Genomic DNA, 26,271 nt, shown 5'->3' on the forward strand with positions numbered 1-26,271 from the left:
TATTAGTGCACTTTAATTAACAATACAAAATATACAGCTAATACTAACGCGACTTGTATCTTTTATTAACTACCTAAAAGGCTTAATCGCAAAGTTTTCACGTCTACGGGTTAAATTAGGATTATATGCAGGGTCATGAGCAATTGCATCACACCACGTAGTTTGCAAGTAATTAAGCTCAGCATTAAAGCGCAATACTTTTTCGGGCGTATCTTCGTGCCCACGAGAAACCGATTCGTGATGATATAAAATAGCCTCTGCGCAATATAAATTACGCCGCCCAAGTTGTTGTACTTTTAAGCATAAATCTACATCATTAAATGCAACCGAAAGCTTTTCTTCATTCAAACCACCCACAGCCCAAAAATCATTGGTTGTTACAAGCAAACAAGCCGCAGTGACCGCACTATAATTATGACTTGCCACTAGACGGTTCATATAACCATTATGCTCCGCAGGAAAATATTTATGTGCATGTCCTGCACCACCACCATAGCCCATCACCACGCCAGCATGTTGAATGCGATCATCAGAAAAAAGCAGCTTTGCACCTACACAGCCAATATCAGGTCGTAATACTTGGCACACCATGTCGCGTAACCAATCAGCAGAGATCACTTCTATATCATTATTCACCAAGGCTAAAATGTCACCTTTGGCGTGCTTAGCCGCAAAGTTGTTAATGGCAGAATAATTGAACACTTTGTCATAATTAATCACCCTAATCTTAGGGTGTAAATCAAGCTCTGCGAAATATTGTAAACACTCTGCATCATCAGAGCTATTGTTTATCAACAAAATTTCATAATTCACGTAGGTGGTTTTATTTAATATTGACTCAATACATGCTTTAACTAAAGCCAAACCATTACGAGTAGGAATAATAATAGACACAAGAGATGAATCATCAGCATGCCAACGTAATCGTAAAGCAGGGTTTGTTGAGGGCAATAAGTCGGCAAACGGTTGGTATAAATCAGTAACCAAAGCAGCTGCTTGGGTAAAACAAGGCGTATCGCCTGGACGAGATAACAACACCAATGGAATATGCTGAATATTTTTATCGGCAAAATAAAGATAGCTATAGCATAAAAAAGCACTCACATCGAAATTAGATATCGCATGAGATTTGCCACTAAACACTTCGCTCCAAACCTTAAATAGGCGACTTAATGAGTCTACCCACACCCCAGAATGAATATACCCAGTGGTTAACTGTAAATCTGGGTTCCAATCAGGTTTAAAATCAGGAAAACATACTTCACCAAGCGAGTTGTAACTGTCGGTGTCAACATAAGCCACCTGAGTATTTACATCCACAACCTCAGGTATTAGCAGGCGAATATTTTTGGCAAGCTTATCGCCTGCGTACATCACAAAGCAGGCTTGCTCGAGTACGGTTAAATCAATAGCAGTAGTCTCTGACACCACAATAAATGGGCTATCTAATTGCGACGCTAACAATGCATTCAAGCTTTTTTCATGCTCCTCATGGCATAAAAAAATTATTGCAGAAAAAGCATGTGACTGCTCAGCAATACTGTCTAAAGTATGCTGGATTAATTCAGGATCGTATTTAGATATACAAACGAGTAAGTTTAAGGCGGGTAAAGTAGAGGTTTTTGACAGGTTTGATGCGTTAGCATCTTGCTTGGCTGCAACGGATAACAAAGAGTCAATATAAGTTCGTTGGTAAGCTTGAAAGGCATCATAGGAGCGTGTTAGCTCTTCAATGGTTTGTAGTTGGTACAGCAAACCACTTTTATGTAAGTTACGGCTATACGCGGCGACCAACTTGGGGTGGCGTTTAACGTATTCAACCCAAGTATTCGGGGTAATAGCGATAATAGATTTAACTAATTTAACCGCAAGTTTTCTTACTGTTTGCATCGCCCTGTCCTTATACAACCCAGTACACTAATACACTATGTACTTAAAATCCACATAACGATATGACTATCGAGAATACCTAAACGCATTCCAGTAAGCCCATAAGTTTACCCTAGATTGCAGTAATTGTTGCGCATAAAATCTAAACTCTTTGTGATTCGTATAATTATCTATTAACACATTCGGCTCACGGGTTGTCGTATTCCTTTTCGACTTTAAGCAACTAACAATGTAATTATTCAAACTCGGTAATGCTTGTCTTGGTGGTACAAGATCAAAAATACACTGCGTAAATGGAGCAGTATCTTTTACTGAAGGTTGCCCATAAACGCAAAATGCTAACCTTTTTAATAAATCGCCATCTTGGCTAGCAATAAAGTTTAACACCTCATTGCATTGCTCGGCGGTTAATGTTTGACGAAAAAAAGGTTTATGTTGTTGCTCTCTAACCAATTCAATTAAGGCTTTTGCATTCTCAAATGGAACTTGTTCATTTAACCGCTCAATCCAACGAACTGATTGTCGTTTGTAATCGTTATACTGGTCACGGTCAACAAAAGAGAAAGCCGTAATGCCATTATCATATGCTTGTAAGGTGCGGTCTAAACGGTTACCCAAGTCACCTAATTCATAAGCATTAAACCAACGTTTAACCTCTAAAGCCTCTAAGCAATAACTGCGGTTGACTATTTTAACATCACCAATAGCTGCAATAATATCATCGTTAAGCGCCAATGCATCAACAAAGTCAGCAACAATGTTACCGCCTACAAATAATTGTTCATGATAAGCCCGTAAAATCAGTCGCTCACTGAGTAATTGCGCATGCTCACCCAACACCTTAATGGTATGCATAGGTAGAGATTCAGCTTTACGTATCTGCTCAATATTACCATGACGCTTAACCGATTGATTGTAATGCGACTCATGTAACTCAGCCGGGTTTCGAACATAGGCAATACATTTTACAGATGCTATAGCATCAACCACAGGCTTTAAGCGACTAAAAAAGTACTCAGAGCTTAACAGAACGGTATGACAGTTTTCGGCTTTAGCTTGTGATAACAGCATATTTAAACGGCTTGGCGAAACCTGAAAGTCGTCTTCAAAAGGTTCAAAAACAGATAAAAAGTTGCCTGAGCTAATACCGTTGCTGTCTTCATTGTGTTGTGGGTAATAAATCCCATGCTGAAGTAGTAAAGCAGTATTGTCTTTAAGCCATTTTTGAATAGCAGAGGTGCCCGTTTTAGGAGGGCCGATATGGATAATTACATTCATGCTAATTTTTACCGGAAAATACCCTTAGATTGCTCTGCTAACCATGAGTTAGAAAAGCCGCTCACACGAACATAATCAAATAAAGTATTCTTTCCATTTTTAAAACTAACAATACCTAAATTATTATTTTTACTGTGCGATAAATTAGAGTTAATCACTCCAGGACCAGTAGCATTAATAACATCGAAATTAAACTTCTTAGTGGTTAAATTCTTAACGATTTGATTGTAACAAGCCGTCGTAAATACAGATTTTGCTGGCGCATAAATAAATGAGTTCGTAAAATGAGCTTTGCTGGAATCATCTTTATATTTTTCAAAATCATCACGTTGCACCAATACCAAGTCAAAGTTTGCAACTACTTTGTCAAATGGTTGATTAAACTTGAAAGAAAGATCTGCGTAGATACCACCATAATGTTGAATAAGCATTATTCTTGCCATATCGCATCTTGATGCAGGAATTTTATTATGCTCGTACAAGGATTTAACGTCCTTTCCATAATGAGTACCAATAAAATCAAGCATAAAAAGATCATCAACAAGATAAACATTCCATGTTGGATTATTAACTTTATGATGCTCAACAACGTCTAATAACAAAGATGGCAATTGAGTAATATCATGCGCAAATTGAAAAATGTTACGTTCGCCTACAACTGGAGTTCTTGTATCAACTGCTGAAACTTTGCTTTTATTAAAGAGAGTCTTTAAAAGCATAAAATATCCTTATGCCCCTTCCCTTTAAACAACTCATCTTTGTTGAGAAAGTTTTTGGCACAATGATTGTTTGAAGCTTCAAAGTGCTTATCTATAGCGTACATTTCACCTGCAGTAAGTAAAATACGCTTAGGTAACTGCTCATCAGAAAAAGACTTTACTTCTTCAATAATATCGTTACGGATTTTGGTATATTGCGGAATGTCTTCAATATTCAATGTACGCTCTTGAACATATAGCAATGCAGAGGTAGGCAACGAGGGGTTAACAACCACATTATCTTCGTTATTTTTCAGTGTCAATTCAAAGAGAGACAAAAATGATTCAACAACACCATCATCATAATTAATAACTCGAATATTCTCTTTACCGACCTTCTCTGCCCAACGATTTAATTGCTGAAAATAATTTAATCGAGGAAAGTTGTTCAAAGCCATTTGAAAAAAACGGCCGTGATAACGTACTTGAGGATCTTTAACTAGCTGATTAAACAATGACAACAACAAATCTGTTTGTCGCCTAACCGTACCAATAACAACGACTTTGTTAAACTTTTTAACCCATTCAGCAAATCGAGGGTTATTGAAGAAAAATGGCGACAATTCACTTGAGACTATTGCGGAGTGACACTGTTCTACCGCCATTTCTTCATCCAATAGGTTAAGTGCTTCAGCAACTGTGTACTGAGCTGGGTAACCATGAATTGGGGCAAAAGCTAAAGCAAAATGATGATGCGCTTGGTCGTTCATTTGCAAAGATTTAGAGTATAAAATACCTTTTTCTTTTAACGTATCACGTTGCAAATCTAACTGAAATTGAATCGCTGACGTGCCCGTTTTAGACCAACCGATATGCAAATATAAAGTTTCAAACATTAATTACTACTCACCTAAAAACGGAAAACGGCCAAAATCACTGACCAACAAACCCCATTTGAGAATTTGTTCTTCATTTAAACTTAAATCACCCACAAAAGGGTTTTCGAATCCTGCGGCATACCATTTATCGAGCGGGTTTAAAATATGCATATTTTGCAAACCAAAATCCCCCGCTATTTGCGCATCGGCAACAGCGTTATCACCTACGTGAATAAAGCTTTGTCCTTCTGGAATGCTGTCTTTTATATGTTGCCATAACGTGCCATTGTCTTTGCGTTTGCCTAAACCGCTCGATACCAACAATTCAAACCCTACACTGACGCCTACTTTGGCAAGCATAAGTGCCACTTGTTCTTGAGTGTAATAAGTATCTGACGCTACGGTTACTTGCCTGTCCGCTAAAATTAAAGCGTTAAACACATCAACCATCTCATCTTTAGGTTCAATCATTGCTAAATCGTAAGCAAACTCTTGCTCAGCATAGTTTTTTGCCTGCTCGCTCGTCCAATTGTAACTATCAGCCAAATGCTCGTAAGTTTCAAAAATAGTTACATCGCCTATAAAGTTTTTCTGCTGCCTTACTTCAAACTCGGCATTGTTACGCGTTTTAACAAAAGTATGTGCATCGTCAACAATGCCTTGCGTAACTAAACTTTTACCTAATAATAATTTAGCGTAATCGGGCACAAAGTACTTGCGCCTAACAAGTGTGTCAAACACATCAAAGCTCACGTGTTCAAAGTTAAAAAGCTGGTTTTTTATACCTTCAGCGCTATTTACGTATTGCGCTAATATATAACTTTGGTCGTGTGTAAACTGGCCAGTAGTAGGGTAATAAAACAGCTGTTTATAACCATTTTTTTCAACCAGTAACCCCAGCATTCGCTCAAGCGCATGCAATTGGGAACCATCGTTAGGTAAAGGCTCTGCAGGAAAGTCTTCATATTGATAGTTTTTATCAAGTAATTGCTTTAATGCATCTGGCCTTGCCCAAAACATACCACCAGCAGGGTAAGCCAAAAAGTCGTTACTTAATTCAATATCCCACTCTTGCGCCATCTTTTTAGCGTGATGCTTGTTTTTAAGCCAATGGTTAACCCAATTAGGCATCATCCAAAACGAGGTTGGGTAGTACATACCGGTATGGGGGTTATCGCTAAAATGATTAAGCATTTGTTTAATCACATGCTGATCATTCAATAAATATTCGCCCAAATAGTCAGCCCACTGCGTTTGAGCTCGGCCTGAATACAAAGACTTTTTAGAATGCATATGACAAAATAAGTCATACGCTTGTAAATCTTGAGCAAACTCAACCAACATCGGGCCAAAATTACGCCCGTGGTTAGGAACTACCTTCACTGAGACATTATTAACCTTTGCGCATTCAGTAAATTGCGCTTGCGCTTTAGCAACTAAATCTTCACTACTGACGCTAACAAAAACATCCACCGATTGCGGAAACTTAGCTAAAGCATTGCAATAGTAATCAATAAACTCACCATAAAACACATGAAAACACATGGCTATTTTATGTGTTGTCGCTTCGCCATCAGCTGTGGTTGGAATGGCTTTAGGGTGCCATTTAGGCGTTGCAGGTGGTGACATTCGCCCTTCTGCTTTACCGTGGTTTAAATACTGGACTAAACCTTGTTCACCTTGCAAATATATGTCGGTATTGCACTTGTAATACAACTCAGTATCAAATGCTGGGCTTGGGTTAACGCACGAAAAAGCCCCTTTTAATAAGTAATCTTCAAATGCTTCTTGCTCACAACTAAACACTCGGCATTGATTCGCGCTATACCAAGCATAGTCAAATAAACCTTGAGCTTTAGCTAGGTTAAGTAAGTGCTCTACTTCATATTGAGTGTAACTTTTATCATCACTGTTAAGTTTAGCGTAGGCACGAGCGCTCAAGCGCCTATCAATGCCCTTGGCAACTCTAAAGAGAAATGGCTGCTGTTTAACGAAATTAAATACTGCAGGCATTTTCGTTTTAATAAACTGTTTATTAATCATTATGCTAAACCAAAAAATTGAAGGGCATTTACCGTACCGTTACCAGTAACATCGTCATCTATATCAAAAATATGCCTAACCGTATGCGGTATCATATTCGGTTTACTCATATAACTGTTCAAGAGCATTTCAAGCTCTTCAACACTGAATATAACACCGTTTTTTGCAGTATGTTCGCAGTAATCTAAAGCGCCTACCATCACTTGTTCAAGTTCATGAAAATATCGCTGCGACGCCACTTTGCGGCCATAATAAAAATCGAATTTGCTTAGGTCAAAAGTATTCAAGCGAATACCTCTAAACTGGCCAAAAGGAGCCGTCAGTAAACATTCTAAAAACATTGACCGATCAAGCGGTAGGTAGCCATCACCAATTTTGACATTTTCTTTCAAATATCCCTGCATGGTCGCATTGTCATTTTCAATAATGTGCTCACCAGGGTTAGAAGAAATTAAATAATGGCCATGGGTATCTTTATCAAGCAATATACCCAGCAAAGACTGAATCGTACCAGAATATCCTAAATCAACTATATGCAGCTTATCCTGCTGGCTAACCCCCATACTATCGAGGTAAAGAAGGTATGCGTGCTTACTCGGTGAGATAATCTCTTCTATTCGTGAGGTATGCTCACAAAGTACCTTAATAATTTTCTGTCTATCTTCAGGTAACGACACCTGTTGCTGACGAATGTCTTGAGCAAAAATATGCTTTATTTGCGCATTAGACAGTAAAAAACGGGTACGAATTAAGTCATAAAATGAACCACTGAAGTCGCTTTTAAGTGAATAAACATAACTACGACTATCACTGAAAAGGATTTTGAACAAAAAGGCACGTGATGCCAGCAAATAATGGCTCTCACGCTGTAAGTTTGCACCACAAAGATAGTGTGTATAAGCCTTTTCTAGCCAATAACCTTCACGCGCTAAAAAATAAAGAGGGGTATTAGCTGGGGCATTATTAACTAAGTTTCGTGAAAAGAAGCTCAGTAACGGACCCATAAAAGTCGCCCCAAAAGACGTAAAGCGCGCTTCGTGTACTCTAGATTCGTTTACATTTGCCATCATTCAACTAACACCTTGATATTTAAAACCAAAAAATCACCCTAATACAAGAACTATTTCACTGTCGATGATTGCCAATCTTCATAAATTAGAAGCTAGTGTAAGTGGCACACAGAGTGAAGTAAACCTGAACGTCCCCTACTTTAGCAATAATGATCACTTGTGATTCAATTATAGAGAACTGGCTAAATGTAAAGAGCACAACCGTTAACATATAACAACACAACCACAGGACCTTTCACTTAGATAACCACTCCACACGATATTGATTTAGAGATGTAAGTTAGCAATATAAAATTGAGGTATGTATGATAACAATGTCATTACCCACCAGGCCTAATGAGTCACCTCATGCATAATAGTTATCATCAACACAAACAAAAACAGAGCCAAGGGCGTTGAAATATATGACGTATTGGGAACACCTATCCCAGCACAATTAACCACTGCCAAATAAGTCACGGGTATACACTTTATCGAATACATCAGCAATCACAGCCTCTACAGAGCTTGTGTTAAGTAATTGTTGACTGAACCATAATCCGTAAGTGTGGCAATGATAACAACATCAACATTTTGTAAGGCTAAGCTTTTATCTAAAATTGCAATGAAACCTAATACTTCATTTTACAAATAATGTTCAATCTCATTATTAACAATAGGCAACACTATATTGTTTAATAAATCGACTTTCTCTTGCGTAATATCAAATGCAATCAATTTATTATGTCGGGCGAGTAAAATTACATTAGATGAACCAACATAACTTGTGCCAGCAATTGTAACGTTTATAACAATCTTCGTAATGCTTAAATATAAAATCTAAGATAACTTTTTACGATACTCGAAAAGCTTACCTTTAATAAATGGCCCTTCAGGTCTGGCTTTGTGAGCTATTTCCATTAACCTTAAAGCTTGTTCGAGATTGCTACTTTCAAGCAGCACGGCTTGATCGCGAATAAAGTCAACATCCTTCTGACACTCAACATCCTCAAGCGTAACAGTTGATAAATTTAATCTAACTGGTGGTTTCATGCGCAGGTAACGGTAGCCACGTTGAACTAAGCCATCAATTTTAGGCTGTTCTATTGATTTAATGGCTTCTAAAAACTCTTGCTGGTAAGGAGCTGCACCGGTGATTTTGATTTGCTCTGAGTTTATAGCGTTTAAAAGCCTACTTTTACGTTGCGCAGCCATTACAGCACCTATAGATGCCTCAACGTTAATATCTATATCTGCATTTTTATCGACAATTAAAGGCGTAAAACCATTGTTATCAATAGTAACAAACCATTTTTTGTTTAAATCAGTAACAGAAATACTAATTGCTTTCCCTTTACTTTGGCTTAGCGGTTTAGCTAAAAGTAAATTTAGCGCTTTACAAATAGCCCTATACTGTAGTTTTTTAGGTATAATTTTTACTGCTGCGATTAAAATTTTTGTATTCATAAGTGTGATTTAATCTCTTTTACTCTTATATTAATCTTTAACAAGTGGCCATCTTTAAGTAGGTAAACACTTTACGCATTTTAGCTTGAGCCTGACTAAAAGAGTATTTTTCATTGGCAAGGATGCGTTGATTACTTGATAACCTTTTCCATAAAACATTGTCAGTATTTAAACAAGCAATATACTCAACCCATTGTTGCGGTGTTTCAGCAATAAGTGTGCTGATGTTATGGCTTAGCCCTGTACTTTCTGCCGCAATAGGGGATAGCACACTAGGTAATCCATACGCGGCAGACTCAAGCACTTTTCCCTTAATCCCCGCACCAGACAATAGCGGCGCAATAAAGACTTTATGACGCTGAAAAACATCATCTAAATCTGCCACATAACCAATAAATTTCACTTGCGGATGTAGATATTTTTTAAAAGAATCTGGCATGTTACTGCCGTAAAAGTAAACGGTCACACTTGGGTTGTTATCAATCAAGAGAGGAAAAACTTCTGCCATAAAAAAGTCAACCGCTTCTACGTTAGGTAAATGACGATACCCACCTAAAAAAGCAATTCCTTCCCTGCTTTCAAACGAAGCGGGTAACGGCTTTTCATCTAATACCCATGGGCACTTAAAAATGTTGTCTTGCCTTAACACATGCGAGGCAATCACTGCGTGCTCTGTTTCGTTATATGACAATACCGCATCAGCTTTTCTGATCACATCTAACTCAAGCCGTTTAGTGTTTAAAGCGTTAGCTAAAGCTTGCTGAGTGTGTTCAGACGAGCATTGAGCGGCCAATGCTGAACGAATTTCACGTAAAAAGTGTAAGTCAGCATTGTTGAAAATTATTGGTAGGTTTGGCGCGGTTTCTTTTAGAAAATCGATAAAATGGGTTGCAACATTATAACGTGTGATATAAATGGCACTAAGCTCTGGCAAACGCTGACAAATCGCATCTCCAAGGGTCGGATAATAAGGCGCATAGCACACTTCAACCCCTTGTGACTGTAACTGTGCAGTATAGTTATCTGTCTCAACGAAATTCATTGGCACAAATATGACCTTGTAACCTAATGACTGAATTAATCGCAGTTCTTGTATTGCCGCGTACGAACCTGCATCTTGGTCTGGTGATGGTGTTTGGAGGTCTAACATCATCACAGTGCCTAATATCGCTTTGCCAGTCACCACCGAAAGTGTTGGTAAATCGACACTTTGTTGATAAAGCAGCTGTAATAAATCAGGATTAATTGGAGAAAGTAGTGGCTTATTCACATTAGGGGCAACATGACAATAATCTTGGGTTTCACATACCTCAAGACCAAGCTTGCCTTGTTGTTTAAACTCTGTCTGCCAATAAAAAAATACATCCTCAATACTATAGCAATCAGGCGGGATAGATTGAAACAATAAATCACACTTACGGTAAGCTGCAGCCGTACCAATAGCAAAGTCAATTGTTTTAACAAAACGCTTACGGCTATCATTCGCAGAATATCGGCGTTCTGGTGATGCAAAGCATATAGGATCAGTAGGCTCAGTTAATGTGGTAGACAACTCGGACAATAAACCTGAACTATTAACCAAAAGCCCTATGTCATCAACTAAGCGTTGAGCGGCAAATCCAACCTGTTCAAATTCTAAAGCGTCAACCAAACGCTCAATACTCGCAATACCAAATTCACAATCGCGAGGGCAAAAAACAACATAGTCACTTTTGGCACGGCTGAGTAATGCAGCTATTTTTTCAGCCAAAGGCGCTTGCTCTGCGACGTCTACATTAACAATATGACTCGCATGACCATCTATATAACTACCAACAAGTACATTACTTAACCCTAAAACCTCATAATCTTCATTTGGCATACTGAGATAAAGCGATGCTAGCATTTTGCCTAGTTTATCAGTGATATTAACCGGTAATATGATACTAACTTTAGGTTTAGCAGCACTTGGAAAACTAAAACCATTGGAACGATTAAGCGTCAAATCATGATACGCATTAATCACATTGGTACTATCAACGCTATTAGCAGCAACGGTATTAATTTTGTTAGCAAGTAGCGCTAACCGATTTGTATTTATACACCCTTTTTGCTCGCGATTTTTTTTAACAACATTGGTGCTCCCAGCCACTAGGGGTAACAATTCAATATAATCCCCCCAAACAAAACAAGGAAAACCATTAACCGCCAAACGAAAAAAGCCGGCAGTAAGCCAGCTAAATTGTGGTGGTACCGTAATTAAAAACGCTGTTTCGCCTACAGCGACTTGAATTTTTTTTGTCGTTATAAGCTGTTCGTTACAATATAAGGTCAGCTCAAGTTCACGATCTTCGAGACTATGACAAGTAAACTGAAATTGCCTTGGTTGACATGCCATAAACTGGATTGAAACAGACTGCTTATCTGCAGGAATGAGATAACTTGTGTTTACAACCGGTAACCCCTGCTCGACAATTAACGTTAAAGTTTTACCTGCCATGGCATGCAGAGGTAAATCAATTGAAACAGAAAAACTGCAATGACCAGTGCCAAAACCGGCTTGTTTAAGGTCGTCACGAAACAAGTTTGCCACACCTTGAGTAATGATATTATCATTAAGACAAACATAAAAATTAACGGGTTTATCTGGTGTGTCAGGGTTAAAAATCCAACCCAGTAATTTGCCCGAATCAAGCACATCTATATGGCCCATTACTGAGCTTTGTTGAGTTTCTAACATTACGGTTCCACCACTGCACTGAAATAAATAAGCCGTTATTTACCGAAATGGGCTGTTAATACTTTTTCCAACACATTCATACGAGCCGAAAGTTCAGCAATGTTGTGAACGACTACGTTAACAACCGTATTCATTGATGTTTGTTCATTCGTAGGTGTAGCTGATTCAATTTGCTCAGCAATCCGAGTCGCTTCAACAGCCACTAATTGCTGAAAGTCACCTAATTCATTAGCAAACTTAGCTAAAAATTTAGCTTTTTCTATCTCTTGTGTACTGATTTTTAACTCAACTGGCTCTGTTTGACTTAGTAAACCATCTAAATAAACATTACAGCTGACTACTTCGGCAGGAAAATTAGCTTTATTAAGCGATAAACTAAAACCGTAATGACCATCACCAATGTTAGCTTGTTGTAAGTCTTCACGAAACACATCAGCAACGCCATGAGCTAATACGTCGTCATTGTGCTTAAGCTCTACAACAACACGACGATCAGCTTGATTAACATGACGACACCAACCAATGACTTTGTCATTGTCTACTGCATCAACATAACAAGTATAATCATCAACACTAGGCGCGTTTAATGCCAATGGATATGCTTGCTCATTAACTTTATGTCCGTCAATATACACATCAACATGGTCAATATTTGCTGTTAAAACAGATGCATTTGGCACTAACGCAAATGCTGAATCTCCAAAGCCTGCTGCAGCAAGATCTTCTCTAGCTATATCGGCAACCGTTTGCCATAACAAAGTAGAGCCAGAGAAAACTTCGATTTTTACGGGTGTTTGTTTGGCATTTTTATTCAACGCCCAGCCAGAAATCATGTCAGCTGAAACAACATCAATATGAAACTGGTATTGCTGTAACGGAGCAGGTGTGGCCATTTGTTGTTTTATTTTTTTTTCGATTTTTTTTAGCATGATTATCTTAGCTCTTATCTAATGTGTTAAATCACTCAATGTTAGTCAATATACCATGAACTGTGTTTATGAACATCGTCACGATTGATCATTTCCTCGCGGGTAAACCAGCGATATTGGTGATGCTGCTCTGCTGGTAATGTATTTAAATCGATATCTAACACTATTTTATAACCTAGCACAATATAATGGGTCGAAACCTCATCGCCAAATACACTATCAGTATAAAAGTGCTCAAACGGCCCAAGACATAAAGCCTGGCTTCGGTTTATTGTTACACCCAGCTCTTGTTGCCCAAGCCGAGTAAAGGCGGCATCAAGCGTCTCATTTTTTTGCACTCGCCCACCAGGAACAAACCAAAAACATTGGGCAGGCTTGTTATTTCGCAAGCCCAATAAAAATTGGCCTTGACTGTTTTCTATCAAAAGGTCAATTGATATCAGTGGCGTTGAATCAATAACAGTCGTAAAAGTACTTTTATCTAAGAACATACAGTATCCAACATCTTGGGGTATTCACGATCAATAATGCCGTAATTGATTAATCAATTACGGCATTAACAAGAAACACAGTATCGATTACCCACGAAAGTTATCTTGATTGGCTAAAAACCATTGATAGGCATTTTTTAATCCAGCTTCAAGGCTATACGAATATTGCCAGCCTAATGCTGCCAGTCTATCAACATTCATTAATTTACGTGGAGCACCATCGGGTTTCGTGGTATCCCAAACGATGTTGCCATTAAACCCTGTGACTTTAGCTACCGTTTCAACTAACTCCCTGATGGTGCAATCAACACCAGTACCAACATTAATATGGCTTAGCATTGGTTCAGTGTTGGCATCGTAAATCGCCTTATCCAGTTCCATAACGTGAATAGAGGCTGCCGCCATGTCGTCAACATGTAAAAACTCGCGCATCGGCTTGCCACTGCCCCAAGCAATCACTTCATTGTCACCACGAAGTGCCGCTTCATGAAAACGGCGCAATAATGCAGGGATAACATGAGAGTTTTCTGGGTGAAAGTTATCGTGTGGGCCATATAAATTGGTTGGCATAACACTGCGGTAGTCAACCCCATATTGACGATTATACGATTCACATAACTTAATACCGGCAATTTTAGCAATGGCATACGGCTCATTGGTTTCTTCTAATGTACCTGTTAATAAGGCCGTTTCTTGCATTGGCTGTGGCGCTAACTTAGGGTAAATGCACGATGAGCCTAAAAATAATAATTTTTGCACACCAGCTTTATAGGCACCATGAATGATATTGCATTCAATCATTAGGTTTTGGTAAATAAACTCAGCAGGGTAAGTATTGTTAGCATGAATGCCCCCAACCTTTGCGGCCGCCAAATAAACCTGCTCAATGCCCGAACCGGCAAAAAAATCGGCTACGGCTTGCTGATTAGTTAAATCAAGCTCTGTACGGCTACGAGTGATTATTTCAACATCACCTAGTGCTTGAAGTTGTCTTACAATGGCTGAACCAACCATACCATTGTGGCCAGCAACAAATATTTTTTTCATCTCAAATCACTTAATTAATTTCATATAAAGAAAACACTGAGAAACACAGTAGTAAAAAGATTCCATTATCACAACAGAGAACACAGAGAAAACTCGGAGTCAGAGCAAAAACAAATAAAATATCTGATCTTTACTCTGTGCAGTGCGAAGCACCTCTGTGTACTCGGTGGTTAATCGCTCTTATTTCCTCAAAAGGACCAAGCCTAAAGATTCAATAATCACCACTGAGGACACAGAGAGCACCGAGAAAGATAATCAAAAGAAATTATTAATCTTGACTCTGTGTAGCGCATAGCACCTCGGTGGTTAATCGCTCTTATTTCCCCAAAAGGACCAAGCCTAAAGATTCAATAATCACCACTGAGGACACAGAGAGCACCGAGAAAGATAATCAAAAGAAATTATTAATCTTGACTCTGTGTAGCGCATAGCACCTCGGTGGTTAATCGCTCTTATTTCCCCAAAAGGACCAAGCCTAAAGATTCAATAATCACCACTGAGGACACAGAGAGCACCGAGAAAGATAATCAAAAGAAATTATTAATCTTGACTCTGTGTAGCGCATAGCACCTCGGTGGTTAATCGCTCTTATTTCCCCAAAAGGACCAAGCCTAAAGCTTCAATAATCATCACAGAGAAAAACTCGGAGTCAGAGCAAAACTAAATAAAATATCTGACCTTTACTCTGTGTAGCGCGAAGCGCCTCGGTGTTCTCGGTGGTTAATCGCTCTTATTTCCTAAAAAGGACCAAGCCTAAAGATTCAATAATCACCACTGAGGACACAGAGAACACCGAGAAAGATAATCAAAAGAAATTCTTTAGTCTTGACTCTGTGCAGTGTGAAGCACCTCGGTGTACTCGGTGGTAGATAGCTCTTGATCTCGCCTTCGAGGTAAAAAGCTTAAAGTATTTACTCTTTAGCCACAGACACATCATAGCCATGCTGTTTTAAAATAGCATGTTGTTTAGCTTTACCTAAATCGTGTTGAACCATTTCAGCACACATTTGCTCTACGGTAATTTCTGGCGTCCAGCCCAGCTTAGCTTTTGCTTTAGCAGGGTCACCCAATAAGGTCTCAACTTCTGCAGGGCGGAAATAACGCGGATCAACCTTAACAATAACATCACCAACGCTAACACCAGGTGCATTATCGCCGCTTACAGCAGTAACCGTTGCAATCTCATTGATACCTTGGCCACTAAACTCAAGCTCAATGCCAGCCTCTAGTGCTGACATTTTAACAAATTCACGCACTGAAATTTGCTTACCTGTCGCAATAACAAAGTCATCTGCTACATCTTGTTGTAACATCATCCACTGCATACGCACGTAATCTTTAGCATGACCCCAATCACGTAATGCATCCATATTACCGAGGTACAAGCATGGCTCTAACCCTTGGGCAATATTGGCAATCGCACGGGTGATTTTACGGGTTACAAAGGTTTCACCGCGACGTGGAGATTCATGATTAAACAAAATACCGTTACATGCATACATACCGTAAGACTCACGATAGTTAACCACAATCCAGTAGGCATACATTTTCGCTACAGCATAGGGCGAGCGCGGGTGAAACGGCGTAGTTTCTGTTTGCGGAATTTCTTGTACTTCACCATAAAGCTCAGAGGTAGATGCCTGGTAAAACTTGGTCTTTTCCTCCAAGCCTAAAAAGCGAATCGCTTCTAATAAACGTAGCGTACCCATAGCATCAACATCAGCGGTATATTCTGGGCATTCAAATGATACAGCCACATGCGATTGCGCACCAAGATTGTACACCTCATCTGGTTGCACATCTTTAATAATACGGGTTAAGTTAGATGAATCGGTTAAATCCCCATAGTGTAAGAAAAACTTAGGGTTAGCGGCATGACGATCCTGATAAATATGATCAACTCGTTCAGTGTTTAGCGATGAAGCACGACGTTTAATACCGTGAACTTCATATCCTTTTTCTAATAAAAGCTCTGCTAAATAAGAGCCATCCTGGCCGGTTACACCGGTGATTAACGCTTTTTTCATTTTTTAACTCTAGTTAATTAATAATAATGACCATACAAAGTGTTTTATATTTAGTGGACGACATCTTCCTCTCTTTTTTGAAACTTTTTTATCGCATCTAGAACGCTATAAACCAGCCTTATTAGAAAATGTGGCAAACACCCTATACAACAGTAAACAAGCCTTTAGGAAACCTCCTCAAATGAATTTATTAAGTTAGCAAAATGCAAGATTTCCCCTCATCATTCTGACCCTATAACTTTTCATATCATACCATCACCTTATCTCTAAACTCATCGATAAAGCATTGATTATTATCATAAATATCATAGCTTTCTTGTATGAATTTATGCATATTTACTGGAGTTCCTTTTCTAATTGTATCTCTGATAGCGAAACTAGACCTAAAATAAGGATTCGTTCTCATAACCAAGTTATTTAAAACTTCTCCGTCACCATACTGTATGTTATGATCAATATTTAAGAATGTCATTAGTTTTTGGACTTGAGTATCTAGCAACTTTTTCGTGGGGTGATTAAAAGTGTGAAATAAGACCTCACCGTTATCAAATCCACTCTTAATAACATCCTTCATTTTTATATCAACATTTTTTTCTCTTACCCTAAGAGAATTCAAGGATTTCTCCGCTGCACCTCCATATCGAAATTTATTATATTCAACATCCATAAATCTTTCAAAAGCTTGTTCAGGGGGGAGCTTATCTATATAACTTTCTAGCACAGTTAGGTTGTGATAATCACCTAAAGGACTTTGCAACCTTACTCCATTGACTTTTGGGATATAACACCAATCTGGATGATAGCCTTCAAAGTGAAGATTATGAATGCGTATAACCTTTTCAGGATAAAGGGAGAGTAAATTCTCGGTATTTATACCTTTATAGTAAGCCCCGACATTCTGAGTAATGATAAAATCAACATCATCTAAAATATCAAATATAGATTCATCATGGTCGAACAAGTGTACAGCGATACTTCCGTATGAGATGAGCTTATTACTCTTAGACTCTAAAATATCTGAAACAACAGCAGCCTGGCAATTACCAATAACAAAAAAAGTTGTTATTCCTATTAATTCCTTTATTTCAACTAATGACTTTCTTAGGCTAGCATCGTTAGGAGTTTTTTTCGATGCTAAAGAAAGGAGTTTATATGAAAGAACAGGGTTACTTTTCTTTAACAAATAACCAGCATTTTTGATATTAGTTATATCGCTATCGGTAAATAGTGACTTTTCCATATAAATCATTACCTTATCATTCAGCTAACATCCATCGAAAATCTGAGTCGATTGAATTTGAAATCTCTTCATAGTTTGCTAATTTTTCTTCCAAACTAGTGGGGTTGGTTCTACCGAACTTGACCTGAAAAGCTACATCTACTTTTTCTTCTCTCTCAACGGCTAAATCTATTAACTTGTTTGCGCTGTAGACTGGGTCTTTTTCGATATCTTTTTCGTAATAAAGAGTTTCCCAGTTATGAGCTCGAAAGTAATTTTCAAGCAGTGAGTTTACCCAAGCGCCATTATGAAGTACTTCATTAAGAGAACCTGTAAAGCCTGTATCCCAATCTTTTAGTTCGTTGACGGGGAAATTAAGCGTCGATTTTTGTGGGTTTTTTTCGCCATTTTGAACATGCCATACTCCAGTTTTTGCCGCTGAGTGGCATGAAACTAAGCGCTTAAGAACATTATTTCTAAGCAATAATACAGGAGTAAGTGAATAGCTTTTAGACAAACGATGCACAAACTGCAGATATTTTTTTACTGCATTTGAAGTGTCTTCGTTTTCAGAAACTGCTCCCAAAATATTGATTAGCTTTACTTCAGCGCCAAATGAACTGAGATCGTTTGGCTGTAACTCGCCAAAAAAGTTATTTAAGTCATTTTCGGACTTAAATATCTCACCTTTTTGTTCTGCCAGTGTAAATACTTCACCCATCCAGTTCATACTAGGGTACTGGTCAACAAGATTACCTAATACGGTTGAGCCACTTCGGCCAAGGTGCACTAGTAATATATTTTTCATTATTCGTCCTATTAACAATGACTATGCCGTACATAGCAAAAAATTAAAGTTCTTGATAAAACTCTGAATCTCTGAATCTCTCAAAGAATGTTTGGTAAGACAACTCTATGCTAAATTGTCTGTTACTTAAATAGTCATGAGCCGCTTTAATACGCTGCTTGTTTGCCAGCAACACTTCCGCCTCAGCAATATCGTTTATGTACAACGGATAATCTTGACCCAAATATTCCACAACACTTGGTAAAGGGTTAATCAGTAACGGCGTTTTACGGGCAATACATTCCAATACTAAATTATTTGCCGCAGTTGCGTATAACCAACACACCACAACTGAACCGCTTAGCAAGTCATCGTATTCTTCATTAGACACCATGGTAAACACTTCAACATCGGGATCGATACTGTTACCAAAGACGTTTATCTCTTTTTGTAGATATTCATCGGTATGTGTTTTCTTCAACATTACCCGTCTATGACCATTAGCCTTAATCTGATGAATTGCCTGTAACTTACGAAGCCAATCTCCTGCCTGTACCAATGTTGGCGTGTTTGTATACCGTTCATAATCGAATGGTTTGAGGTTATCGAAATCGGTTGGATGCAATAAGGAAACAACCGGAATACCTGGTAAATGATACTCCAAATCTCTTTTAAGGTCGTCACTTAACGTAATGAGACCTTTACAATGAGGTAAAGATGCCTTCCATAATTCCGATTCAAAAATGACTTCAGGTGACACGTGCGTATGGAACCAGTTCGGTGCAAAAAACGGGACATGAATAATTCCCACCCATGGCCTTTCTATGGGTGTCGGCGTGGCTGAAGCTGCCTCTCCAGGCTCATCACCCCACACAAAATAACGCTCTATAAAAGGAAGAAGTAATACGCCACTACCATCGGTTTCTAAAGGAAGAAGCGATTCGGCTATTTTGTTAAAACTGTTTCGATGCTCACCATAATGCAAATTGGAACCGAAGATGTTTAGCTTTTTAGGGGCTGCTTGCTTCATTTCCATTTGCTTGTATAGGTAGAAAGGCACAAAATCGTCTTCCACTCTTTTGTGAAATGCTGCCAATTTATCGCCACGTCGGTTGTGTGATTCAAGGTTTACATAGTAGTACCCAAGGCCTTTACCATTTAAGTAGCCCACTTCGCCGTCGTTGGTAACTTTTAGCCAAAATGCCCAATCGGCAAAGGTACCATATCGGTCCTCATCAAAAAAACCGTGCTTGTCATGTAAATCACGTCGCCAAATAGGCATACAATGGGGGATGTTATGTGGGTTCAGGGTGTAACTCCCACTCTCATTTTTATCTAAATTACCCAGAGTAAGAAAGTCAATAGAGCCCTCTTGGTCACTATACCATGGGTATTCTATTTTGTGAGCATCTATGTCGCCTGAAAAAGTATAAAAAGGATGAAGTGCACTGGCTGCAAACGTAAACCCTTTTTTACTTGCTAGATCGTACACAAGCGTGCTCACGTGCTCAGGGTCGCGTAAGTCATCCACATTAGCATTGGATACAAATTCGGTAGAAGCCATTCGGATACCGATATTCCAACACTCATACAATCCAGGGTCTTGCCTGTTCCAAACGAATATCGCATTTCTCTGCTCTCGGAGCACCCGTTTTATACTCTGTATTTCAACTTCTGTCGGAGTTGTAATGAGATAGAAATGATCTATATCATTGTAATTACTTAAAGATTGACAATTATCGATAAAGGTATCAATGAACTCATCAGTTTTAAACATCGATGTTACGAATGAGCACTTGCGCTTATCATACTCGGTGTAGACTATTTCACCTCTAAACTCTTCTTCATACCTGCTGTCTTGGAACCACTTAACGTTAACCCCTAAGGTATCAGGGTCACAGAATTTCATTTCCTTTAGGTCTCTGAGGTCTAAAATAAGCTCATCTACCCTATTTACAATATTACGAGTGAGTCGACTTGTGTCATTTACAATAACAAACGAATCAGCCCAGGTTATATCTCCATTTAGAGCGCTGTCAATAAAGCCTGAAATACTATCAACACTATGAAAATAGATATTTTCATTCAAAAAAAGAATATCAGAAAAAGAGTTTACGAATTTACCGATAACGCCCCCTTCAACGACAATATTGATTTGCATATCATTTTTTTCGGCAATAGCTTCCAAACTTTTTAGCGCCTGCAAGTACGAATCAAACATCTCCTCATTATCACTTAGTACAACCCAAACAGTCTTCCTCGTATTAAAAAAGTAGTTTTTACCACTGTAGTTGTTTTTTAGCCATGAGCAAGATATCCAAGGAACGCCTCGCACACTCCCCGCTGGATTTAAACGAGATGCGATAAAATAATATTTTGCATTAATATTTTTTTCTTTTCCATTTTCAGAATAATAGAATTCATCTGATTTCAACTCATCTTCGTGATGAACAATAATAATATCTAAACACGGGTTTAATGGCTGGTAACCAGAGTCAATCAAGTCCGAAGCCAGCATTAAGTCGCAATTCATTTGCCCCATAAAGTAAAAAGCATTTTGTTTGAGCAAACATGGTTTATTTAGCACCCACGCATCTGCAGAAACATAATTTGGCAAACCATTATCAAGCTTTAAATACATCTTCAGCTTTCCATCAATAACTTCGTGTCGACTTAATGCCAACATACCATTAGCTGGAAATTGCTCATAGACAAAGAAATCGATGGCATTCTGAACATCCAGGTCACTATTAAAACTCACATCGCCGTTAATAATTGCAGCAAAATCAGTTTTATTCTCAACTAGCAACATATTACTGAAATCAATAAGTGTTTGAAAAGTAGGTCGTGTTTTATTTTCTACTATCCGTACTTTTTTGTGGTCAATATGATTGAAATTATCAGTAATTTCTTGAGCATCTGATTCCGTAACAATATAAATTAAATTTATGTTTTTATTATAAATATGACTTTTTAAAGCTTTTTCGATAGGTTCTTTCATAACACCATCAAAAAAAGCAAACGAAGTAATCACATCAAACCTATCCATAAATCTTACTCTCCCTTATCGATTCATCTACTACTTTTTTAAATTTCCAGGCTGAATAAGTTATTTTCTCTAACAAATAAACATTTGATGTTTGCTCGTAAACCGAGAGACCATAAAGAAAAGTGGACACTAAATTCGAGGGATCTCTTTTGAAGTTCGACTCGAGATACTCTCTAGTAAAATCGCTAAAAAAAGTGTAGGAAGTGTGACCCCACCTAAGCTTAAAAAATAAATATTTAATTAGCCTTAATGATGACTCCGTTGCATTTCCGATAGTTAACTCACGAATAATTTCATCTACACTAGTGTGAATTGTTTTTTGGTCAGGATCAATCCCTTTAATTACCTTAACAATCTCATAAAATCTCTTGTAAAGCATTTTCAAAAACCCATAGTTAGTTTAATATTTTAAATCCACAAATAGAGAATTAAATCCCTGAGCATATTCGCCCCTCATATTCACCATATCAGTCTTATTTCTTTTTTTAATTTCATCACTACTTCTCCCACTATCCCCAGTTACTTGAAAAGCACCAAAAATTTCTTCAAAATTATCATCAAATGGTAGATCAAGCTTTTGGCAAATCTTACCCATTACATCCTGTGGCTCATCAACAAAGTCTTCATATTTAAAAATCTGCTCTGTCTGAAACTTGTCAAGCATGACTAATATACGACGGCAATATTCATCAAAGCTATCTGGAGAAAAGTGCACCCAACCGTTTTTGACTAAAGAAGCATAAGAATCAATTGGATCCCGAATCGTTAATATTGACTTAATCTCAAAATCTTCTTCTAATAGTTGGTGTACTCTACTTTTTTCTGGCAGTTTAGCTGAAGTACAATAGTCAGAGTGAGTGTGGTCTCTTAGTACTAAGATTCCCCCTAACTTCTCAACATGCTGGTAAGTAGACATCACCGCTTGTTTAAATAATTTTCCCGCTAGATCTTGGTGATTAGGCACACCTGCATAATGGCTTAATGCTATCAAATCAGTCGGTGAATACTTAGGCTTTCCCCTGCCAAGGGCTAAATCAGTAAATGGATGAACCTCGCTTAATAAATACACATTTGGCAATGCGGCTAAACATTTAGAAAGCAATGATCCACCACTGCAGGCAAGATGATGAATAATTCGTAATTTCGGCTTCTTTTTCTCATATCGCTGACAAATTTCATCACAACGAGCGAGCAAAGAAGGTGTATCTAATACCTCGTCTAAACTGTGTAATAGACTTGAGGTGCCAGATTCGATTTGTGGATTCTGCTCAATCAAATCTATTGATTCATTAAGTGATTGGGTAAAACGCTCGAAATCACTAGCCATGATCTATCCCTCACTCTCTTGTTTGATCAAGGAAGTATCAGACAATATTTCAGGATGCGCTTGCTGTAAATTAAAATAATACTTAGATGCTGTGGTCAACTTATCCCGTAACTCTTTAACTAGCTCAATCAACTCTTGCTCAGATTCCACCTTTTCAGTATAGCTTTTACGAAGATGCTCTAAGTCCACTTGGGACTTAGTCAGTATCTTTTGACTTAAATGACTGCTACGACTCATTTCTTTTATTTCTTGCTTATGTTCTTCAAGTTGGTTATTTAATGATTCAGCCCTGCTTTTATGCTCTAAATGCCATTTATTCTCATTGTCGCGCTGTGTAGTTCTTTCTATTAACTCTGCTTCTAATTCGGTAACTTTAGATTGTAGTTTTTTAATGTGTGATGAGGACTCATCACTTTTAGCCTGTGAATCATGTTGAAGTTGTTCTAATTGGTTTTTTATTAGCGTTTTTTCAGCTTCAATTTTATCTCGGTCTACTTGTAGCTTATTCCTTTCCTCTACCGCTTGTGCCTTCCCAGCTTTGACCTTGTCACTCTCAGCCTCTAACTTGTTTCGCTGCTCTAGCATCTGCGTTTTTTCAACTTGTAATTTGTTAAGCAGCTCAATAGTTTGTGCTTTTTCAGCCTCAGCCTTGTCTTTTTCTGCTTGTAACTTGTTACGTTCCTCTATTACCTTCGCTTTTTCAGTTTTCAACTGGTCACGTTGCTCTACCGCTTGCGCCTTTTCAGCCTCAACCTTATCTGTTTCTGCTTGTAACTTATTGCGTTCCTCTACTGCCTTCGCTTTTTCAGTTTTTAACTGGTCACGTTGCTCTACCGCTTGCGCTTTTTCAGCCTCAATCCTGTCTCTTTCTGATTGTAACTTATTACGTTCCTCTACTACCTTCGCTTTTTCAGTTTGCAACTGCTCACGTTGCTCTGCTGCCTGAACTCTTTCAGCCTCAAACTTGTCACTTGTTACTTTTAGCTTATCGTTTTCTACTCTTAGCTTGTTACTCAGCTCTACCACCTGTGCTTTTTCAGCTTCAGCCTTGTTACTTTCAACTTTTAACTGGTCTCTTTCTACTCGTAACTTGTTACACTGCTCTACCGTCTGCGCTTTTTCTTCTTCTAGCTGGCTAAAGCCGTTTGTTAAATTTAAAAACTCTTCGCTTACGCTAATTTGATATTCTTCTAGTTCTGATTTTGCTTTATTTTCGTTTTCAACAAGTAAACTTTGACTGTTTTGTAATTCGGTTTTTAAACACTCAACTTCGCTATTTAGTTGCTCGTTCTGTTTTTTAATACTCAATATCGAACTTGAAAGCTCAGTTTCATTTGATTCCAATGCCGGATCATTGCTGTTCAAAAGTAGCTCATAAGTAGTGAAGGCAGCATCTGAATTTATTGATACAAGCTCATAACCTAAACAAAATAAACTATTGAGCGCTTTACTCTTACCTGCTTCATAAGTTAAAGATGAAGAATCTTTTACTGACTGTATAATAACTCGTTCAAACAATACCAAATCTTGATGTTGACAATTATTGATTAAGTCAAACTCTATACCATTAAGTTGAATCACTAACATAGAGTGTTTAGCGTCTTTTGTCATTTTATGCTGTGCTGAAATGAGTTCGACTACATTATTTAATGAAAAAGGTTCTATAGGTGACTCGTCAATAACTTTTAAGTTTTTAAATTTAATTAAGAATTTTTCGGCACTTCCTGTACCGCTAAATTGTGCAGGTTGAGTATGCTGAAAGCCTACTTTTTTTCCAAAAGGGTTTATAGCTTTATGATAAACCGAAATATTTTTAACAGTATCGAAATTCTGTTTTAGTAATTTGCACTGACTTAACATCGCCTCAAACAAAAAAATACTTGTAGGCGATAATGTTTGGTAATAATCTACATCTGCGCCTGAACCAGCACCTAGGTGCACAACTATATCCACAGTTGACTGTTTTATTTTATCAACATTCAAGCTTGGTTTAGATTCTTGGTTACTATTCATAATACGGTCCCTTTAAAAGCGCTTTTAAGCCACATTATTTTAATTACAACTTATATTAATTAGTATTTTATATAACACGTTCAATCCAGCTTAATACATTAGCAAACAGCTGTTGACGATAATCATTAGAAAAATGACTAACTGACTTTGCTGTATGTTCACTCTCTAGATGGGTCTGCTTAGGCTTAACATTAAATATGGCATTTTGTACCCCATCAACACTCTTACATTGGAGCTGACTTAAATTGAGCCTAGCTGACTCTCGACTAATCCAGTTTTCTGTATAGTTAATAATACTAAGATGATGGTATGCAGCTAACCACAACACCCCTGAGCTTTGGTGTTGGTATATATCAGCATCATAATTAAAAAATATTGCATCACTTACTTCAAATAAATTCATTAAATCATGATGTTCTATAAACTTATTTTTTAATATTAAGTTACTGTATTTTTCTGCCAGTGCACTTAACCTCGAATCAGTATCACTCAATTCGATAGAATCATTGGTAATAGAATATTGAATAACAAACTTATAATCACCAAGCTTCGATAATAATGCCTCTGCTATTTTTGGCAGTTCTAAAAAGCCTTTGTTTATTTTTGCATCGCCAGTATATAAAATTATGCTTTTATTATTTTTTTTAATTGCATTACCTGTAGCATTTACACTTTCAATGGCATTGTTTTTACTAATTTTATTTTTATTTAACTTTTTATTCCCAAAAAGCAAACATGGTTGTATATCAATATTTTTGTTTAGCAGCTTCGAATAACTCCTTTGTAGCTCGTAATCCACAGCTAAAAAAGTAACATTATTATGTTTAGCCAAGTGCCTAAATGCCAACTCATAGTGCATTTTGCGTTTAACGGTATTAGCAGAATCCTTGGGACTATACATTAAGCCTATTAATAGCTTTATTTTTGAATAGTCTTCTAATAATAGCTGTTTATTTAATACGTCTAGCGCTAAAGCTAATGCTTTTGCATGCTGCCAGTTTAACGTGTGACACCAAAAAACTACTTTATTGTTGTAAACATTGAGTTCGAGGCTTAATTTAATAGCTCTTATGTATTCTAATGCTAAATAATTACAATATTTTTGTAATTCGATATTGCTGGGCGTTTTATAAAAATATCGATAAAAACCTGTTGTAAAATGGCGTGTTACTTTAACTTTGCAGTTTAATTTGCCCGTAAACTCTACAGGGCATTCTTTATGACACAGTAACTCAATATTGATGTTACTAGTCTCTAATAAAGCATCTGCTATTGCTAACATAGTGGCCGGATGGTGCCCCCCGAGTTCTCTTAAGCCTGGATCCAGTATAACAAGACTTTTATAATGCGATTCCATTAC

The 26,271-nt window shown here is 37.7% G+C and carries 19 protein-coding genes; all 19 read right to left on the reverse strand.

The genetic code is table 11. From position 1 onward, the window contains the following. Nucleotides 1-69 precede the first annotated feature (69 nt). The 19 genes from ABX891_RS15840 to ABX891_RS15930 all read right to left on the reverse strand — a co-directional run bounded on the left by ABX891_RS15840 (nt 70) and on the right by ABX891_RS15930 (nt 26,268). The gene (locus ABX891_RS15840) at nt 70-1,890 is read right to left on the reverse strand and encodes a glycosyltransferase family 2 protein (RefSeq protein ID WP_354629885.1); all 1,821 of its coding nucleotides are present in this window, start codon (nt 1,888-1,890) and stop codon (nt 70-72) included. A 66-nt stretch (nt 1,891-1,956) separates the two neighbouring features. After that, nucleotides 1,957-3,168, reverse strand: a complete 1,212-nt coding sequence (locus ABX891_RS15845) for a hypothetical protein (RefSeq protein ID WP_354629887.1) — start codon at nt 3,166-3,168, stop codon at nt 1,957-1,959. 8 nt (nt 3,169-3,176) lie between these two features. Beyond that, complete coding sequence (locus ABX891_RS15850) at nt 3,177-3,887, reverse strand: glycosyltransferase family 32 protein (protein WP_354629889.1); 711 nt, start codon at nt 3,885-3,887, stop codon at nt 3,177-3,179. Continuing rightward, on the reverse strand, nt 3,878-4,762 hold the full coding sequence (locus tag ABX891_RS15855; RefSeq protein WP_354629891.1) for a hypothetical protein: 885 nt from the start codon (nt 4,760-4,762) through the stop codon (nt 3,878-3,880). Before ABX891_RS15855 ends, ABX891_RS15850 begins: the two co-directional genes overlap by 10 nt. 6 nt (nt 4,763-4,768) lie before the next feature. Continuing rightward, the gene (locus ABX891_RS15860; RefSeq protein WP_354629892.1) at nt 4,769-6,787 is read right to left on the reverse strand and encodes a rhamnan synthesis F family protein; all 2,019 of its coding nucleotides are present in this window, start codon (nt 6,785-6,787) and stop codon (nt 4,769-4,771) included. Beyond that, nucleotides 6,787-7,857 carry an HAD family hydrolase gene (locus ABX891_RS15865; protein WP_354629894.1) on the reverse strand — a complete coding sequence of 357 codons (1,071 nt, stop codon included), beginning with the start codon at nt 7,855-7,857 and terminating at the stop codon, nt 6,787-6,789. Before ABX891_RS15865 ends, ABX891_RS15860 begins: the two co-directional genes overlap by 1 nt. Before the next feature lie 624 nt (nt 7,858-8,481). Then, nucleotides 8,482-8,676, reverse strand: a complete 195-nt coding sequence (locus ABX891_RS15870) for a hypothetical protein (RefSeq protein WP_354630145.1) — start codon at nt 8,674-8,676, stop codon at nt 8,482-8,484. Next, nucleotides 8,677-9,303: an SCP2 sterol-binding domain-containing protein gene (locus tag ABX891_RS15875; protein WP_354629896.1), complete on the reverse strand. Its 627-nt coding sequence runs from the start codon at nt 9,301-9,303 to the stop codon at nt 8,677-8,679. It lies immediately after the preceding gene. Nucleotides 9,304-9,340: 37 nt separating this feature from the next. After that, on the reverse strand, nt 9,341-12,022 hold the full coding sequence (locus tag ABX891_RS15880) for a glycosyltransferase (RefSeq protein ID WP_354629898.1): 2,682 nt from the start codon (nt 12,020-12,022) through the stop codon (nt 9,341-9,343). A gap of 35 nt (nt 12,023-12,057) precedes the next feature. Further along, entirely contained in the window at nt 12,058-12,951 is an 894-nt protein-coding gene (locus tag ABX891_RS15885) for a hypothetical protein (RefSeq protein WP_354629900.1), read from the reverse strand. A gap of 41 nt (nt 12,952-12,992) precedes the next feature. Continuing rightward, entirely contained in the window at nt 12,993-13,442 is a 450-nt protein-coding gene (locus ABX891_RS15890) for a GDP-mannose mannosyl hydrolase (RefSeq protein ID WP_354629902.1), read from the reverse strand. Nucleotides 13,443-13,529: 87 nt separating this feature from the next. After that, nucleotides 13,530-14,489 (reverse strand): GDP-L-fucose synthase, encoded by a 960-nt coding sequence (gene fcl, locus ABX891_RS15895; protein WP_354629904.1) that lies wholly within the window; start codon nt 14,487-14,489, stop codon nt 13,530-13,532. Between the two features lie 911 nt (nt 14,490-15,400). Beyond that, complete coding sequence (gene gmd / locus ABX891_RS15900; protein WP_354629906.1) at nt 15,401-16,516, reverse strand: GDP-mannose 4,6-dehydratase; 1,116 nt, start codon at nt 16,514-16,516, stop codon at nt 15,401-15,403. 247 nt (nt 16,517-16,763) lie between these two features. Next, the gene (locus ABX891_RS15905; RefSeq protein ID WP_354629908.1) at nt 16,764-17,756 is read right to left on the reverse strand and encodes a WcbI family polysaccharide biosynthesis putative acetyltransferase; all 993 of its coding nucleotides are present in this window, start codon (nt 17,754-17,756) and stop codon (nt 16,764-16,766) included. A gap of 16 nt (nt 17,757-17,772) precedes the next feature. Next, the gene (locus ABX891_RS15910) at nt 17,773-18,543 is read right to left on the reverse strand and encodes a hypothetical protein (protein ID WP_354629910.1); all 771 of its coding nucleotides are present in this window, start codon (nt 18,541-18,543) and stop codon (nt 17,773-17,775) included. Nucleotides 18,544-18,586: 43 nt separating this feature from the next. After that, nucleotides 18,587-21,571, reverse strand: coding sequence for a glycosyltransferase family protein (locus ABX891_RS15915; protein WP_354629912.1), 2,985 nt, complete (start codon nt 21,569-21,571; stop codon nt 18,587-18,589). Nucleotides 21,572-21,971: 400 nt separating this feature from the next. After that, on the reverse strand, nt 21,972-22,898 hold the full coding sequence (locus ABX891_RS15920; RefSeq protein WP_354629914.1) for a sulfotransferase: 927 nt from the start codon (nt 22,896-22,898) through the stop codon (nt 21,972-21,974). Between the two features lie 3 nt (nt 22,899-22,901). Further along, on the reverse strand, nt 22,902-24,911 hold the full coding sequence (locus tag ABX891_RS15925) for a coiled-coil domain-containing protein (RefSeq protein ID WP_354629916.1): 2,010 nt from the start codon (nt 24,909-24,911) through the stop codon (nt 22,902-22,904). Between the two features lie 67 nt (nt 24,912-24,978). Continuing rightward, nucleotides 24,979-26,268 (reverse strand): hypothetical protein, encoded by a 1,290-nt coding sequence (locus tag ABX891_RS15930; RefSeq protein ID WP_354629918.1) that lies wholly within the window; start codon nt 26,266-26,268, stop codon nt 24,979-24,981. Nucleotides 26,269-26,271 lie beyond the last annotated feature (3 nt).

This window comes from Pseudoalteromonas sp. NCIMB 1079, from assembly GCF_040567695.1.
Classification (GTDB): domain Bacteria; phylum Pseudomonadota; class Gammaproteobacteria; order Enterobacterales; family Alteromonadaceae; genus Pseudoalteromonas; species Pseudoalteromonas distincta.